Genomic DNA, 14,862 nt, shown 5'->3' with positions numbered 1-14,862 from the left:
TTTTGTCAGACAACGGGGAAAATTTCCCGAATGCGGTTGACGCCTTATATGGGATGGCTTATCATAGCTTCGGCAGGGAGGCGAATGTGTCCTGGTGGGTGCCCTGGACTTCAAATCCAGTGGGGGGCAGTATAGGCTGTGAAGCCTTGCAAACGCCGGATTTTCAAGTTTCGTCTCTCTTTTAAGCGCACTGGACTATCAAAATATGGGGCTTACATTTGACGCTTCCTGACCATCAGGGGGCGTCTTTTTTTGTGGTCTTTTCCTCACTCGGAAACGGGGTAATAAATTCCATTCTTCCTTTCCGTTTTTCCTTGACTGACCGCCCTTCCTGTGCTGCTTTTTTCCTGGTGTAGTTCTGCCTGTAAAAAGTCTGCTTTTCACGCGGGTGGTACCACAAGCCGGTATACTCACCCGTCCTTTTTTTCGCCATACACTGCTGGGCGTAATATTCCCCGCTACGAAAACTCCTTCTGGCTATCCGCTCATTCGGACCGTCCAGAAAGACACTCTGTGCGAGCTGGAGCCAGACCGCCGCTCCTAGGGAACTTGAACGAAGAGCGGAGAAAACCATCCCTTTACCGTCCACGCCATATTCCTGTATCGAGGGGTATTCCCGGAGTTTTTCATTCAATAGACCGGCGAGAGTCTTGTCCTCCGCACCACTCTCCCAAAGAGACACCACCTCGTTAACCGCCGTGATTTCTTTTTTCCACAGGTTCAAAGATTCGCACCACACAAGATCATCGACCAGGGAAAGGGTGTATTTTTCGTCTCCCCTCGGTCGGAGATCCCCGTAGTTTGAGGCGAAGGCTAGTATCTCATCCTCGTTTTTCAGATCCCCGAATGCCTTGAAAATCGGGACCAGTTTGGGCTTATCCCCCTTATATTCCCCCTCATCCGCATCCACAAAAAAACTTAACCAATGTCCTACCAGGTGATTTCCCTGTGGAAGAAGCAGTGGACCTCTTTCTCTTTTGTCCCTAGATAGAGCCGTGAAGAGTTTGTTTTTTATCGAGCCGACCAACTCCATACCAGGAACCCGGAAAGCCGCGAATTCCTCAAAGGGAACCTTTTCCCCATGTTCGACAAGCCTAAAACCGCCCTCCGGTCTTTCCACGAAGAAATAGCCAAAGTTTGGCGCGTCAAGGTAAATATCCTCTTGTTCGAGTTTTGCCACGGCATCATATCCCTTCCTAAAGGTAACCACAACTCTACCTATTTGTTGATTATACATTGACCTATCATTTACGTCAACAAACAACCCCAACTAAATATGAGATCGGTCTCAAGGGCAAGTCCGGGTAGCCGGGTAGCTTCGCGCGGATGGTATGAAGCCGATGGAAATACAGCAAAAGGAGGTGATCAGGAATGACCACGGTACTTCAGGAAGAGCGGAGGCGAGCGGGTATATCCCTTCGGGAATTCCAGAAACGATCTGGGATCCATTTTTCTCGGATCAGTCGTCAGGAACGGCGCCGGGAACCTTTGTTCCCCAGAGATGTACAGAGATACGCAAATGCTCTTGGTGTTGATGGGAAGCGGCTTGTCGATGAAACCGGGTACGCCCGAATTTCGGAAGACTGAAAGGAGACCCACAAAAATGGTCGGAGAAAAAAACAGAATCATGGTGAACGATCCGGCGGAAGGACGCGACTACACGCCCCCGGCGGTGAGGGCTGCGATGAAGAGGAAAGCCAAGCAGAAGACCGCATCGAGAGCCAAGACCACTCCTGAGGAACGGGCGAGGAAGGCGCGCGATGACCGGTTGAAGGCGGCGGAGAGGGCAAGGCTGAAGGCTGCCTGTGACAAGGCGGTCCAGAAAGACCGGGAGGCATACCGGCGAGCCTACACGAAGTGCCTGGAGCAAGCCACCAGGGAGCAGCGGGGAGGGCATAGCGGTCCCGATGGTACGTGGGTGGAAAACTGGCGTCCATCGGATGAGGACCTGCTGAGGAACGGGTATCCACCCAAGAACTAAAAAGAAAGCCGCTCTCCGTCTGCCAACGGGGGGCGGCAAATGCAAAACAAAATCCTATGGAGGAATTATACCATGAAGACATTTCACAATGAAAGAGGTATCATCTTCGCCCGTCTGGACGATGACGGAATCCTTCACAAGAACGAAAAGCAAAAAGACCGCCTCCGTGTCACCGGCGGCAGGTCCCATGCCCTGGATGCGGACCTTCTTGACGAAGTGATCCAGTCAGGAGGAAAGACCCTCGAAATCACAGAGAAGGGAATTTCCGGCGAGACACGGATATTCAGAATCCCGCTCGGAGATATCCGCAAGCACGGGAAGCGGCTGACTCTCGCCGGGATCAGCAGGTGGACTGTCCCGCTCCCATGCTGCGAACTGGTCCAGGGACCGGAAGAGGAGTGGCGGCTGACCGCTCGCGCAGAAATCCTCCGGGCGGAGACCCGTCGGGATGAGGTGCAGGAAATCCGCGCCGAACAGGGGGTGCTTTTTTCTGATGAGGAAAAGACCTACTGGCGGACCAGGATGGGGTACGAAACTTGAGACCGGTTCTCGAAATCTCCGCCCATGATCTTGTAGATCGGATCCGGTCAAACGTCCCGGAGGAATTGCAGGACCGGCGGCAATGGTGCCTGTGGAAAGTTAGCGGAGATCGGAAGGTCCCTCTGTCACCCTGGGGCGGATACGCGAGCTGCACGGACGTTAAAACCTGGGGAACCTTCGACCAGGCGGAGGAGACCTTTCTGAAATACGCCCACATTGCCAAGGGCTTCAACCTGGCTATGGGCGACGGTCTCGCCGGGATGGACCTTGACGACGTGGTGGTTAACGGGACCGTCTCGCCGCTGATGACGCTGTTTTTGAACCACCTGGGCAGCTACACCGAATTCTCACCAAGCGGGACGGGGCTGCATAGTTTTTTCCTGTGTGACTCGCCCCATGAGAACAGAAAAACCAACGCCGTCGAACTGTACTTCCAGGCGCACTTTCTGTCGGTCACAGGGGATGTTTTCCAGGGACGGGACCGGCTGCGGACGGCTGACGTGGGAGCGGAACGGATCTTGACGGCGCTCCGACCACGAATGCCCCTGCTGCCCCGCGCCCCCCTGAAGGAGATCCCGGAGAGTGATTCCGAACTTCTGGAAAAGATGTTTGCCTCCAGGGTGGGGGCGAAGATCCGCCGCCTGTGGGACGGGGAGACGGTCCATAAAACCCCTTCGGAATCAGACATGGCTTTAATGGGGTACTTGGCGTATTGGTGCGGCGGGAACACGGACAGGATGATTTCCCTTTTCCTGACCTCGGCAAGGGCTGAACGGGCGAAGGGGCAGCGGAAAGACTACCTGGCGCGGATGGCGGGAAAGGCGGCGCGGAACCCATGATGAAAGCAGTGCTCGAAGAAGAGATTATCCGTGAACCCACCATTGCAGACCTGCTCGGCGACGTCCACAGAACCGACGTGGGGAACGCCTCCAGGCTCGCCTTCCTTCACGGAGACAAGCTGCGATGGAGTCCATCCCTGGGATGGTTGCGCTATAACGGCAAATATTGGGAAACCTCGGATGACGCGATGGTTGCGGGATACGCGCGAGACGTGCCGCGTCAGATTCTCGAACAGGCGGCGGAATCCGACGAGCCGGGGCTCCGGTCCCTGCTGTGTGAATGGGCGATCGAATCAGAGAAGAATTCTTCCATTCGGGCAATGGTGAGCCTGTTGAAATCTGAACCGGGTATCCGCGTCGAATCCGACGCCCTGGACAGGAACCCATGGCTGTTGAACGTCCAGAACGGAACCCTGGATCTGAAGACCGGAAAGCTGCTCTCCCACAATCCCGGAGACCTGCTGACAAAAATGGCGGGGGCGACATACGATCCCGACGCGCAATGCCCCCGGTGGGAACGGTTCATCCTGGAGGTGATGGACGGAGACCAGGACCTCGCCGGGTATCTTCGGCGGTTCTCCGGGTACACATTGACCGCCTCGACGAAGGAGCAGGCATTCCTTTTCTTCAGCGGCATCGGCGCGAACGGGAAAGGGCGTTTCGTTGAAACACTCGCCCATATCCTGGGCGACTACGCCGCGCCTCTCTCACCGGCGGCTCTCACCGTCAAGTATGGGGATACGAGTACCAATGAATGGGCGGGACTGCGAGGAATCCGGTATGCCTACTGCGGAGAGGTTGAGCCGGGAAAGGTGCTCGACTCGGCATTAATCAAGGGACTGACCGGAGAGGACACATTGAGGGTGCGGCATCTATACAGAGAATACTTTTCCCTCCGACCATGCTTTAAACTGGTCTACTCGGCAAATGGAATGCCGAAAGTACGTGATACGTCCTATGGCTTTTGGCGGCGCTGCAAACACGTCCCTTTCAACGTCTCGTTCTCCGGTGAAAAGCGAGATCCCCACCTACAGGACAAGCTCAACGCCGAAGCGAGCGGGATACTCAACTGGTGCCTGTCTGGACTGAGTGAATGGCTTTCCGGCGGTCTGAATGAACCTGGCATCGTCTCGGCGGCTACGAGGGAATACAGGGATGATCAGTCCGTGGTCAGGGCTTTTCTTGACGAGATGACCGTCAAGATACCCACTCATTCCCTGCTCCTTCAAAAGCTGCATGAGGTCTTCCTCGAATGGGCGAAAAGAAACGGGGAGCGGAACCTGTCGAACCGGGCGCTAAAAAAGGAGTTGGAGCAAAACGGCATGACCACAAAAAGGGGAATGTATGGCGTCCTGGTTGAAAATGTAGGGATTGTGAACACAGATAACTAATGGTACTCATGACGCATGACGGAACAAGGTCATTTTTAGTAAACCGCTCCTTATACGCGGAAAAAACCAATTTACTAAAATCGACTCTATTCCGTCATCCGTCATATTAAATCTTTTTTAACTGGAGGGCTTGGAAGATGGGAAGGACAAAAACACCCCCTGTGTCCACAGCAGGGAGGGGAAAGTGATGCGCTACCTTCAGATAGAGGAAAGGCTAGCTGACGGGTATATCTGTCCCTGGAGGAATTCGGAGTGCCTGGGGATGAACTGCATGTGTTGGTATCCAAGTGAGGACTTGGACGGTTTTGGACGTTGCGGGCTTGTGCCCGGTGAGGAGGATTGACGATGATGATCTGTATTGATGAGGTTCGGGAAATGTGCAGGGAAGCGCTCGAACGCGGCGAAGATGACGCGGTGGAAAACGGCAGGGGTTTTGTTGTCGCCTCTGTGATTCGGGAGATCCTGGAATCGGTAAAAAATGAAGGAGGAAAAAACTGATGGAAATCTATCACCCCTCGGCAGCCAAAGGGCGCTACCCGCTCAGCAAATGGCTTGCAGACAGTCTCCCGTCCTATGTGCTTGAGGACGGGACGGAAGTAAAAATTGCCCCCGATCCCCGGAAGATGCGGGGCAGGAGGTCGGTGCCGCTGATGTCTCTTTCTGAATTTCGGGACTTCCTTGACTCGGAAATTTCCCCGTCCTCGCGACTGTGGGTTGACTGCCGGACTTGCGGCGGCGAGGGCTTCCATGGCATGGACGGTCAGGAGATGGTCTGTGAGACATGCCAGGGGCTCGGGAGGCACTTAACGCCGTTCGGTAGTCACCTTTTCGAGATGCTGGTCTGGGCAGGAAACCCGCGTCCGCTGGTGACTCAGGAAGAGCTCGACAAAAAGAACAAGGCGTATTGGATTCGCTTCGAGGCTGGGCGGGAAAAAGTCCGGCTTATCGAAGAGGCGGCGGCGAAGGCGCGACAGGCTCAGGCTGCCGCTGATGCGAAGGTGTCAGAAAAAATCAATAAGGATTACCAAGCCGCCCTCGCCAAGCTGGAAGCCGAGACAGCGGCGAAGCTCGCAGGGGAGTAGGGCATGGGGGGGGCGGGAACTTTCCCCGCTCCCCTCCCTCGGGGTCAATGGGTCCTGTCAGGGCATTTTTCACAGGGGTCGGCAAAGCCGCGACGCTCACCTGCGTGAGGTACTGAAAAATCGATGTCCGGGTTAATATGTCCGGTCATATGCAAAGTGTCAAAAATACAGTAGAAATCGGGGTGTAGATGATGGAAAAGATTCTCACAACTGCCGAAATGTGCGAAATTTTCGAGGTAACAGACCGCACTCTCCGCCGGTGGAAAAATGAAGACCGTTGTCCGGGCTGCCTGGGAAAAAACTCCTGGAGTCTTTTCCCTGTGCTCGAATGGTGGTTAGGGTGCCGGTCCTATGACGCGCCCATTGGGGCGGAGGAAGCTATCTGGAGACGGCTGGAAAAGAAATACGGAGATGAAATCTTCGAGGACTATATGGACTGGAGCGAGTCAGAGGAGTAGCGCAACCTGTTGCATGGAGGTGGAGCCGTGGGACCGTGGGACGTGGAATTCCTGGAGTCGTGCCGGGCAGTCTACCAGGGCAAAATAGACCGGTTCCTGTGTCCCGAATGTGAACGGGCTTTCCGTGAATATGCGGCAGCCATAACCGCCCCTCAGTTTGGTGAAAGGGTACAGCAGTCCAGGACCTCGGAGCACGCCGAACGGTTCACAGACATGGTGCTCGAATTCGAGGGAGAGCGGGACCGGCGGGTAGAGGGGTATCAACGGCTCATTGACCGGATAGATGATGTTCTCGAAGGGCGAGCAGGTGAATTCCTGACAGGATCGGCGGCGCTCCGGTGGGTACGGGGAGAGGATGAAAAAAGCCCCTCGGGATGAGGGGCTTTCTCTTGTGTTCTTCCTGAGGTCCGCTATTCCCACTCGAAGGAGTTATAAACTTCTCTCGCGAGAATTCGCCGCTTCTCGGTTTGACCATTAACGAACCTGAGAGGGCGGCATAAACAGGAAATTCTACCATCAGGATACAGCATCACTATTGACTCATCCGGCAGATGAAGATCGAGCCTTCCATTCTTTTTGGCAAAGGGCATCATTTCCTTCATGCGCTCGACGATCTTTCTTGTGTCCGTTTCGTTAACATCCATCCTGTAAATTCGTTCCATTGTGCTGATTCCTCCTCTTTTCCTCGCGAGCCTATGCATCCTCTATCAGGTCCGAAAAGTGCTCCGCATATTCCTCCGGCTTCAAGTATTCCTGCGCCCACTGAAAAGCTTCTTCCCTCGAAAGGGGGATGATAGCCTCGCCGCCTCCTGTGGCGTTGCCGTGGCTCCGGGCGTACTGAGAGAGAGCGCCGCCCTCACCGGCAAGGAAGAAATTTCCCTTGGAGGTCCTGTATAACTTCTCCTCGCAGTAGTGGAAATCAGACGTCGGATAGCCGTTCCACCATGCTCCTATTTCCCGCGCAGTTGCCGTGTCGTACCGTTTGCCTTCGATGATCTGCTTCATGTTGTGATTCCTCCCTGTATCAAGATACCCCGCTCTCGCGGGGCTTGGTGCCATGGTTCCACGTGAAACAACGCGCTACAATGCCTCCTGACGTGCCTCCTTTCTTCGAGGGGTGTAAAGATATGCCTCGGCTCCATATCGTTCAACCTGGGGCGTCCTGCGGGGTCACAGCTTCCTCACCCTCTGATTCTTCGGCGCCTCCTTCCCCAAGATGGACAGGAGCACTCCGGCTTTTCCGTGTCCTCGCCTTGTGTCCTCGGTGGTCAGGTTGACATAGTGCCGGGTCATGGTCATGGTGCTGTGCCCTAGGATGTTCTGTACGGTGAAGGCATCCGCTCCCTTGCGGAGAAGGAGCAGGGCGGCTGCGTGGCGCAGGGAGTAGGCGGTTATGTCCAGACCGCACCGCTTGCCGTAATCCTTGACGCGGCGGGAGTATTCCCTGACGGAGAAGGGCAGTCCGTATTCCGTGGCGAAGATCGGGGCGTTGCGCCACGTCGGACAATGCAGGGAGAGGAGTGTTTCAATGGTCTGGACGGTGGGAGCCGCGAGGGGAAGAATCCTCGGCGTCCGGGTCTTGGCGACTTCGGCGCGGACAACCACTTCGCCCTTCTCGCGGTGGAAATCATCGGACATGAGCTGTAAGGCTTCCCCTGGACGAATGCCCGTATCAACCTGGAGACAGATCAGGGCGTAATCACGGAACCCCGCATATCGCCCCTTGTCCGGCTGGTCTAGAAGGTTGTGGACCTCGCCCTCCTCTAGCTGGACGATCCTTCCGCGCGGCTTCCGTTTCTTCAGTCCATCGAGTGGGTGACGGTCACCCCGGAAATATCCTTCCCTCGCGGTCCAGTCCCAAAACACCTTGAGATAGGCGAACCGGATGTTATACGATGTTGGGTTCTCATAGGCGGAGAGGAATTCCATGGTCCGCTCCCTGGGGTAGTCAAGGGCGTCGGGGAACCGCGAGAAGAAGATCCCCAGTATTAACTGGTAGTCATCAACCGTCCGTTGTGAAAGACCGGAAGCCTTCTTAAAAAGGAGAAACCGGGGTAATACGTCCTTCGGGGCAAGATTGCGGTATTCCTTACGAATCGGCACTGCAGTCATGAAATGTTTCCTCCTATGTGGTTAACATTAGAGAAAACCCAGCGTTATTCTAACCACACTGGACTACACTGCCTTTTTAAGCTTTGTGCCTCTTTGTCAGACAACGGGGAAAATTTCCCGAATGCGGTTGACGCCTTATATGGGATGGCTTATCATAGCTTCGGCAGGGAGGCGAATGTGTCCTGGTGGGTGCCCTGGACTTCAAATCCAGTGGGGGGCAGTATAGGCTGTCTCCGGTGGGTTCGATTCCCACACGCCTCCGCCAACCTGATTGCCATGAACAGCCGGAAGAGCGTCAGTCTCTCCCGGCTGTTTTTATTTCCCCTTCGTCCAGTGCCCTCTGTGCGCCGAGATGATCTCCTCCTGCAGTTCCCTGTCGTCGACGGGGCCCACAATTTCGATCTTCTTCTGCCCCCTGGCGATGATCTCCCGGGAGGGGAGGTCGAAGGTGGGGTTGTCCTTGTGCGCGCCGGTGAGTTCGAGGAGCTGCTTCTCCGTGATGCCGAAAACAATCCTCCCCACGTTGCCCCAGTAAATGGCGCCGACGCACATGCAGCACGGTTCGGCGGTGGTGTAGAGGGTGCATTCCCAGAGGAACTCCTTTGAATACTTTTTACCGGCGAGCCGCATGACGGTCGTTTCGGCATGGCCCGTGCAGTCCCGCTCCGTGACCTCGATATTTCCGGATTCGACGAGGATCTTTCCTTCTCTGTCCGCCAGCAGCGCGCCGAAGGGATGGTTCCCCGAGGCGGCCGCCTCTTCTGACAGTTCGATACAGCGTCTCAGGAGCACTTTGTCCAGTGTGTTCATTTGAGTTTCCCCCTTTCGGATACGGGGCGGTCAGGTGCGCATCTCGCGGTTGAAGGGTTTGCCGAGGGCGGTTGGGCCCAGCAGCAGGCTTTCCCGGCTGAAGGCAAGAACGACGATGACCAGGGCGTAGGGGAGCATGACGGCGAATTCGTAGGGGAAGTCGATGCCCTGCCCCTGGATGGCGAGCTGGAGGGCCTGGGCGAGGCTGAAGAGCAGCGCCCCTCCCGTGATCTTGAGGGGGCGCCAGTGGCCGAAATAGACCAGGGCAACGGCGATGAAGCCCCGTCCCGCAATGATTTCGTCGCTGAACATCTTCACCTGGCAGAGGCTGAGATATGCACCGGCCAGGCCGGCGAGCGCCCCCCCGACGGCCAGCGCCTGGTAGCGGACGAGGTTGACCCGGATGCCCATGGAGTCGGCGGCCCGCGGGTTGGTCCCCGAGGCGCGGACCCGCAGCCCCCAGGGTGTCCTGAAGAGGATGTACCATGCGGCGGGAACCAGGAGGAAGGTCAGGTAGACCAGCGGGTTGTGGGAGAAGAAGACGGGCCCGAGCAAGGGGATCTCCGAGAGGACGGGGATCGGGAGCCTGTCGATGCCGGGGATGCTCTGTGTTCCGCCCACGAAGTGGCGGAAGAGGGTTCCGGCGGTGCCGACGCCGAACATCTGCAGGCCGATGCCTGCGATTCCCTGGGGGGCCCGGAAGGTGATCACCGCCAGCCCGAAGAAGAGGCCGAGCAGGGCGCCGGCTCCCATGGCGAGCAGGAGGCCGAGAAGGTTGAAGGCTCCTGAAACGGGGGCTCCCTGTCCGGCGGCGTAGGGGACGAGCATGCCGAGGAAGGCGCCCATGGCCATGATCCCCTCGCAGCCGAGGTTGAAAACCCCCGCCCTCTGGTTGAACATTTCGCCCAGAGAGGCGAGCAGAAGGGCAACGCTGAAGGGAATGCCGAGGGCGAGAATGTTGACGGCGAAGTCCATGGGATCACTCCTCCATGTTGTGGCGGAACAGGGCCCTGTATCTGCGCCAGACACGGTCCGCCAGGTAAGGGTTCGCGAGGACCATCCGCGTGGCCACGATGACGAGGATGATCACCCCCTGCAGCACAAGCACCATGTTCGCGGGAACTCCCGCCATGCGCTGTGTCATGTCGGCCCCCACGATGAGCAGGCCGAAGAAGAAGGAAGCCGGGACGATGCCCGCGGGGTGCAGTCCTCCAAAGAGGGCGACAACGATTCCGCTGAAGCCGTAGCCGCCGGTGATGCCCTCGATGGCCCGCCGGTGTACCCCCGCCACCTCCACGGCCCCGGCCAGCCCTGCGAAAGCCCCGCTGATCATCATGGCTGCAACGAGGCAGCCCGCCACGCCGATGCCGCCGTACCTCGCGGCCCGTTCGCCTGCTCCTGCTGCCCGCATCCTGTACCCCCACGAGGTTCTCCAGAGGAGCAGCCAGACGACGAAGGCGAGGAAGAGGGCGATATAGACGCCCGTGTGGATTCGCGTGCCCGGAACCAGCCGGTCGAGCCAGACGGCCCTCGTCAGGCGCATGGACTGGGGCGTTCCGCTTCCCATGGTGATCTCCGCCGGATCGAGCATGGGGCCCCTCAGGCAGAAGGTATAGAACTGGGCGGCGATGTAGTTCAGCATCACCGTGGAGAGCAGCTCGCTGACGTGAAGCTTCGCCTTGAGGAGTCCGGGTATGAAGCCCCATGCCGCCCCGCCGAGGGCTCCCGCGGTGAGGGCCAGGGGGAGCAGCACGGCCTTCGGCAGGCCGGGGAGAGCGAGGGCAACTGCCGTGGCGGCGAGGATGCCCATGGCCATCTGCCCCTCCGCGCCGATGTTGATAATGCCGCTCCGGTAGGCGACCGAGATCCCCAGGGCGATGACGGTGAGCGGTATGGCCCGGATGATCACTTCGCCGATCTGTATCCTGTTTTTGAGGGGTTCGAGGATGATGACCGAGTAGGTTTTCGTCACGTCCGCGCCGATGGCCCACAGGATGAACGCGCCCAGGAGCATGGCGGCCGCCCCGGCCAGAAGGATGATGACCATCCTGTAGAGAATCTTAAACTGCTTCGTCATGGTGCACACCCGCCATCAGGATTCCGATCTTTCTGCTGTCCGCCGACCGCCGGTCGAGGGTGCCGAGAATCCGGCCCTTGAAGATGACGGCGATGCGGTCGGAGAGGTCGAGAATTTCTTCCAGTTCTTCGCTGATCAGCAGGATGCCTATGCCTTCCATGCGCTTCTCCAGGAGGCGCCTGTGAATGAACTCCGCAGCCCCCATGTCCAGCCCCCGGGTGGGATAAACCGCCACGAGAAACCGCGGCCTGCGGGAAATCTCCCGGGCGAGGATGACCTTCTGGATGTTGCCTCCGGAAAGGGACCCTGCCGCCACCCCCGTGTCGGGGCTTCGGATGTCGAACTCCGTGCGCAGCCGGTCCGCATGGCGGTCGATCTCTTTCAGCTTCAGGAAGGATCGTGACGAGAACCGGGGAGCGCCCGCGTCCTTCAGGATGAAATTTTCCTTCATGGAGAAGGAGGGGACGATCCCCTCCGTGTTCCGCTCCTCGGGGATGTAGCCCATTCCGGAGTCGATGATCTCCCGGGGAGAATGATTGGCGATGTCCCGGCCGAAGAAGAGGATTTCCCCGCCCTCGGCCTTCCTCAGGCCGTTGATGGCTTCGGCAAGTTCCCGCTGCCCGTTGCCCGAGACTCCGGCAAGGCCGACTATTTCCCCGGCGCAGACCGAGAGATCAAGGCCGTCCACCGCAAGGAAGCCCCGGTCGCTCCGGACCTTCAGCCCCCGGATGTCGAGGGCCGCCTTTCCTTCGCACTCCGGCGCCTCGTTCCTGGGAAGGTGGATCTCCCGCCCTGTCATGAGCGCGGCGATATCGTCCGGGGAGTGGTCGGCGGTGCTGCCCTCGAAGACCACCTCTCCCCGGCGGAGAATGACCACCTTGTCGGAGAGATTCTTCACCTCCTGGAGTTTGTGGCTGATGAAAATGATGGAAAGTTCCCGTGTCATTCTCCTGAGAAGGAGGATCAGTTCGTCCGTTTCCTGGGGCGTCAGGGCACTGGTCGGCTCGTCCAGGATGAGAAAGCGGGCGCCGAGGCAGAGGGTTTTCACCAGCTCGACCCGCTGCTGTTCCCCCACGGAAAGCTGCCAGACGTAGGCGTCGGGATCCACGGCAAGGCCGTATTTCCGGGAGACTTCGTCAATGCGGGCCCGGACCATGTCAAGGTCGAGAGCCAGGGGAGACCATGCCCTGGTGTAGCCGAGGGCGATGTTTTCCAGCACCGTCATGTTCGCCACCAGCATGTACTGCTGGTGCACCATGCCCAGTCCCGCGGCGAAGGCATCGCCGGGGGAGCGGAAGACGGCCTCCCCGCCGTTGATCAGGATGCGCCCCTCGTCGGGACGGTACAGGCCCATCAGGATGTTCATCAGCGTGGTCTTTCCCGCGCCGTTCTCTCCCACCAGGGCCAGCACTTCGCCCTCCCCGACGGAGAGGGAAATGTCGCTGCAGGCGAGGACCCCGGGGAAGCGCTTGGTGATGTGCTCCACCCGGAGGCTGGTGATTTTGCCGGTGTTCGGTTCCATGGGAGACCTCCCGGTATTCGGGGATAGTAAAAAAGTCCTGCGGAGGAAACGTTCTCCGCAGGACTTTCATTTATATCAGAGCTTCGAGTAGTCCACTGCGCTCCAGTCGAGGGTGTCGGGGGTCGCCCGGAATTTTTCAAGGGCTTCATTGACCTTCTGTTCAACGGCCCCGGTGACCATGTCTTTCAGCGCCTCGTTGAAGGCGAAGACGAAGCCGCCGTTGGAGAAGTTCAGGGGGATGCACTCGCCGCCCCTGATCCCGGCGTCCAGCTTTGCCACGAGGCTGACGATGACCGCCCCGTAGTTGTAGGAAGAGGCGGCAATGCACTTGTATCCCTCGGTGATGTGGATCTGGGCGATGTCCTGGCCGACCCACCAGACCGGGGCGTCCCTGTGGTCCGCCACGGCCCGCAGGGCGCCGAGGGCCTGCTGGGAAGAGCCGGTGAGCACGTCTGCCCCGGCCTTGATCTGCGTTTCGGCCACTTCTCCGGCCTTGACGAAATCAGCGAAGGAACCGGTGTGGGCGACCATGATCTTCGCCTTCGGGTTGACCGCCTGTACGCCCAGCACGAAGCCCCGGTTGTAGCGGGCCGCGTCGCCGCCGTCCACGGGACCGACAAGGCCGACAGTGTTCTTTTTCGTGGTCATGCCTGCGATGAGGCCGGAGAGATATCCGGTTTCCTCGCTCTGGGGCATGTAGGTGAAGACGTTTTCGGGTCCGATCTCGGCGCTGGTGCCGAAGGCGAAGGTGACATCAGGATACTCCTCGGCCATTTCGAGCATCAGGTTCTTGTACTGGGCGCCGTGGCCGATGATGATGTGGTATCCCTGGGATACGTACTGGAGCACGGCGGATCCTGCGTCCACGGGCTTCATTTTTTCGCTGTAGCTGTACTCGATCCGTCCGGGAAGCTCTTTCTGCGCCTGGAGAATGCCGTCGTGCATGGCCTGGCACCAGCCCTTGTCATCGACGGTGCTTTCGATGATGAGGGCGATCTTCACCACGCCTGCGGCGCTCGCGGTGTTCGGTGCCGTGCCGGTAAGTGCCAGTCCGAGCAGCAGTACTGCACAGAGCACCCATGCCAGTGTCTTCTTCATTCTAACCCCTCCCTGATTGTCGTTTTGTAAGCCTGAGAATGTGCATCAAGTGTAAGAACTGGCGGAAGATTGTCAAGCGGTCCGGCACAACTGCCCCGCCGCAGGTGCAGGCCGCCAACTTGCTTTTTTATTCACAGACTGCTACACTGAATTCCTGTAAAGGCTTGTAAATACGGGATCCGCGGAGACGGCGGAGAGTGCCTGAACGAAACCCTCGTCTTTGCCCAAAGTCCTTCAGGGCATCGCGCTTTCGGTTCAGGCGTAGTTGTCCATGGTGTGCAGGCAGGAGGAGGAATGAAAGAATGGCTGCCCGTGCAGCTTCATCCGTGAAAAGGGCTGAGAGCCCGGAGGCCCTCAGGCTGGAAGCCGCCAGGGACCCCCTGGGGCTGATGAAGAGAATCGGATGCAGGGCCATCCTTTTCATGAAGGATGAACAGCGGTCCATTACGCTGAAATGGGCTTTCAGGGTTTTTTCAGATTTCCGGGAGACTCTCCGCGTCCATGGGGCTCCGGTGGAAAACAGCGCCTCTCTTCCCCATCCCCGGAAGGATATTGAAGCAGCCCTTTTCATCCTTCTGTTTCAGGCAGTACTGGCAGGAGAAAAAAAGAAGGCCGCCGTGTTTCGTAAAGCCCTGCGGTCCCTGGCCCGGTTTGCGGATATTCACGAGGAAGATCTGGAAATGCTGATGCCGTCACCGGGGGGCACTGGCGGTCCGGCCGTGGCGGAACCGGCAGGGCAGCCCGTGAAGGAGCAGTCCCGCGAGGCTGCCGCGACCCTTGAGCGGTATGCCGCTGTCGTGCGCGGCGAAGAAGAGCGGCTCGCCCGAAAAGAAAGGGATCTCCTGGGAATGTACGGCCAGTGATACCGCGTACTGTCCATGGTTTTTTCCGAATGACTGTCCGCCCCTGCCTGGGGGCGGTTTTTTTGCGCGCCCGGACGGGGCCGGGCGTC

At 58.4% G+C, this 14,862-nt stretch carries 19 protein-coding genes and 1 tRNA gene; 11 read left to right on the top strand and 9 right to left on the bottom strand.

The window, feature by feature from the left end; translation table 11 throughout:
* Positions 1–235: 235 nt before the first annotated feature.
* Positions 236–1,180 carry a hypothetical protein gene (locus tag C8D99_RS07775; protein ID WP_133957569.1) on the bottom strand — a complete coding sequence of 315 codons (945 nt, stop codon included), beginning with the start codon at positions 1,178–1,180 and terminating at the stop codon, positions 236–238.
* A gap of 191 nt (positions 1,181–1,371) precedes the next feature.
* Here C8D99_RS07775 and C8D99_RS15765 point away from each other — a divergent pair, with 191 nt between their 5' ends.
* The 9 genes from C8D99_RS15765 (at position 1,372) to C8D99_RS07735 (ending at position 6,669) form a co-directional block, all read left to right on the top strand.
* Entirely contained in the window at positions 1,372–1,587 is a 216-nt protein-coding gene (locus C8D99_RS15765) for a helix-turn-helix domain-containing protein (RefSeq protein WP_133957568.1), read from the top strand.
* Between the two features lie 16 nt (positions 1,588–1,603).
* Positions 1,604–1,981: a hypothetical protein gene (locus tag C8D99_RS07765; protein WP_133957567.1), complete on the top strand. Its 378-nt coding sequence runs from the start codon at positions 1,604–1,606 to the stop codon at positions 1,979–1,981.
* Positions 1,982–2,053: 72 nt separating this feature from the next.
* Positions 2,054–2,521, top strand: coding sequence for a hypothetical protein (locus C8D99_RS07760; RefSeq protein ID WP_133957566.1), 468 nt, complete (start codon positions 2,054–2,056; stop codon positions 2,519–2,521).
* Complete coding sequence (locus C8D99_RS07755; RefSeq protein ID WP_133957565.1) at positions 2,518–3,360, top strand: phage NrS-1 polymerase family protein; 843 nt, start codon at positions 2,518–2,520, stop codon at positions 3,358–3,360. The genes C8D99_RS07760 and C8D99_RS07755 overlap by 4 nt, the downstream gene beginning before the upstream one ends.
* Entirely contained in the window at positions 3,357–4,751 is a 1,395-nt protein-coding gene (locus C8D99_RS07750; protein WP_133957564.1) for a DNA primase family protein, read from the top strand. The genes C8D99_RS07755 and C8D99_RS07750 overlap by 4 nt, the downstream gene beginning before the upstream one ends.
* A gap of 345 nt (positions 4,752–5,096) precedes the next feature.
* Positions 5,097–5,249 (top strand): hypothetical protein, encoded by a 153-nt coding sequence (locus tag C8D99_RS15205; protein WP_166670077.1) that lies wholly within the window; start codon positions 5,097–5,099, stop codon positions 5,247–5,249.
* A complete protein-coding gene (locus C8D99_RS07745) occupies positions 5,249–5,833 on the top strand; it encodes a hypothetical protein (RefSeq protein WP_133957563.1) in 585 nt (194 codons plus the stop codon). Before C8D99_RS15205 ends, C8D99_RS07745 begins: the two co-directional genes overlap by 1 nt.
* A gap of 320 nt (positions 5,834–6,153) precedes the next feature.
* The gene (locus C8D99_RS15410) at positions 6,154–6,291 is read left to right on the top strand and encodes a hypothetical protein (RefSeq protein ID WP_208321127.1); all 138 of its coding nucleotides are present in this window, start codon (positions 6,154–6,156) and stop codon (positions 6,289–6,291) included.
* Positions 6,292–6,318: 27 nt separating this feature from the next.
* Positions 6,319–6,669, top strand: coding sequence for a hypothetical protein (locus C8D99_RS07735; protein ID WP_133957561.1), 351 nt, complete (start codon positions 6,319–6,321; stop codon positions 6,667–6,669).
* 32 nt (positions 6,670–6,701) lie between these two features.
* On the opposite strand, the gene C8D99_RS07730 is transcribed toward C8D99_RS07735, so the two are convergent.
* The 3 genes from C8D99_RS07730 to C8D99_RS07720 form a co-directional block, all read right to left on the bottom strand.
* A complete protein-coding gene (locus tag C8D99_RS07730) occupies positions 6,702–6,953 on the bottom strand; it encodes a hypothetical protein (RefSeq protein ID WP_133957560.1) in 252 nt (83 codons plus the stop codon).
* A gap of 31 nt (positions 6,954–6,984) precedes the next feature.
* Positions 6,985–7,296 (bottom strand): hypothetical protein, encoded by a 312-nt coding sequence (locus C8D99_RS07725; RefSeq protein ID WP_133957559.1) that lies wholly within the window; start codon positions 7,294–7,296, stop codon positions 6,985–6,987.
* Positions 7,297–7,461: 165 nt separating this feature from the next.
* Positions 7,462–8,403: a tyrosine-type recombinase/integrase gene (locus C8D99_RS07720; protein ID WP_133957558.1), complete on the bottom strand. Its 942-nt coding sequence runs from the start codon at positions 8,401–8,403 to the stop codon at positions 7,462–7,464.
* A gap of 167 nt (positions 8,404–8,570) precedes the next feature.
* Here C8D99_RS07720 and C8D99_RS15200 point away from each other — a divergent pair.
* Positions 8,571–8,668 (top strand) — tRNA-Sec (locus C8D99_RS15200).
* Between the two features lie 50 nt (positions 8,669–8,718).
* On the opposite strand, the gene C8D99_RS07715 is transcribed toward C8D99_RS15200, so the two are convergent.
* From C8D99_RS07715 to C8D99_RS07695, 5 genes are all read right to left on the bottom strand, one after another.
* A complete protein-coding gene (locus C8D99_RS07715; RefSeq protein ID WP_133957557.1) occupies positions 8,719–9,213 on the bottom strand; it encodes a nucleoside deaminase in 495 nt (164 codons plus the stop codon).
* Positions 9,214–9,243: 30 nt separating this feature from the next.
* Positions 9,244–10,188, bottom strand: a complete 945-nt coding sequence (locus C8D99_RS07710; protein ID WP_133957556.1) for an ABC transporter permease — start codon at positions 10,186–10,188, stop codon at positions 9,244–9,246.
* Between the two features lie 4 nt (positions 10,189–10,192).
* Positions 10,193–11,290 carry an ABC transporter permease gene (locus C8D99_RS07705; protein ID WP_133957555.1) on the bottom strand — a complete coding sequence of 366 codons (1,098 nt, stop codon included), beginning with the start codon at positions 11,288–11,290 and terminating at the stop codon, positions 10,193–10,195.
* Positions 11,274–12,812 (bottom strand): ABC transporter ATP-binding protein, encoded by a 1,539-nt coding sequence (locus C8D99_RS07700; RefSeq protein WP_133957554.1) that lies wholly within the window; start codon positions 12,810–12,812, stop codon positions 11,274–11,276. The genes C8D99_RS07705 and C8D99_RS07700 overlap by 17 nt, the downstream gene beginning before the upstream one ends.
* A 75-nt stretch (positions 12,813–12,887) precedes the next feature.
* A complete protein-coding gene (locus C8D99_RS07695; RefSeq protein WP_133957553.1) occupies positions 12,888–13,910 on the bottom strand; it encodes a BMP family lipoprotein in 1,023 nt (340 codons plus the stop codon).
* A gap of 302 nt (positions 13,911–14,212) precedes the next feature.
* Here C8D99_RS07695 and C8D99_RS07690 point away from each other — a divergent pair, with 302 nt between their 5' ends.
* A complete protein-coding gene (locus tag C8D99_RS07690; protein WP_133957552.1) occupies positions 14,213–14,773 on the top strand; it encodes a hypothetical protein in 561 nt (186 codons plus the stop codon).
* The last annotated feature ends 89 nt before the right edge of the window (positions 14,774–14,862 follow it).

This window comes from Aminivibrio pyruvatiphilus, assembly GCF_004366815.1.
In the GTDB taxonomy this organism is placed as follows: Bacteria; Synergistota; Synergistia; order Synergistales; family Aminobacteriaceae; genus Aminivibrio; species Aminivibrio pyruvatiphilus.
Note: the sequence above shows the minus strand (reverse complement) of the source record. Positions and strands in the feature narration are given on the sequence as shown.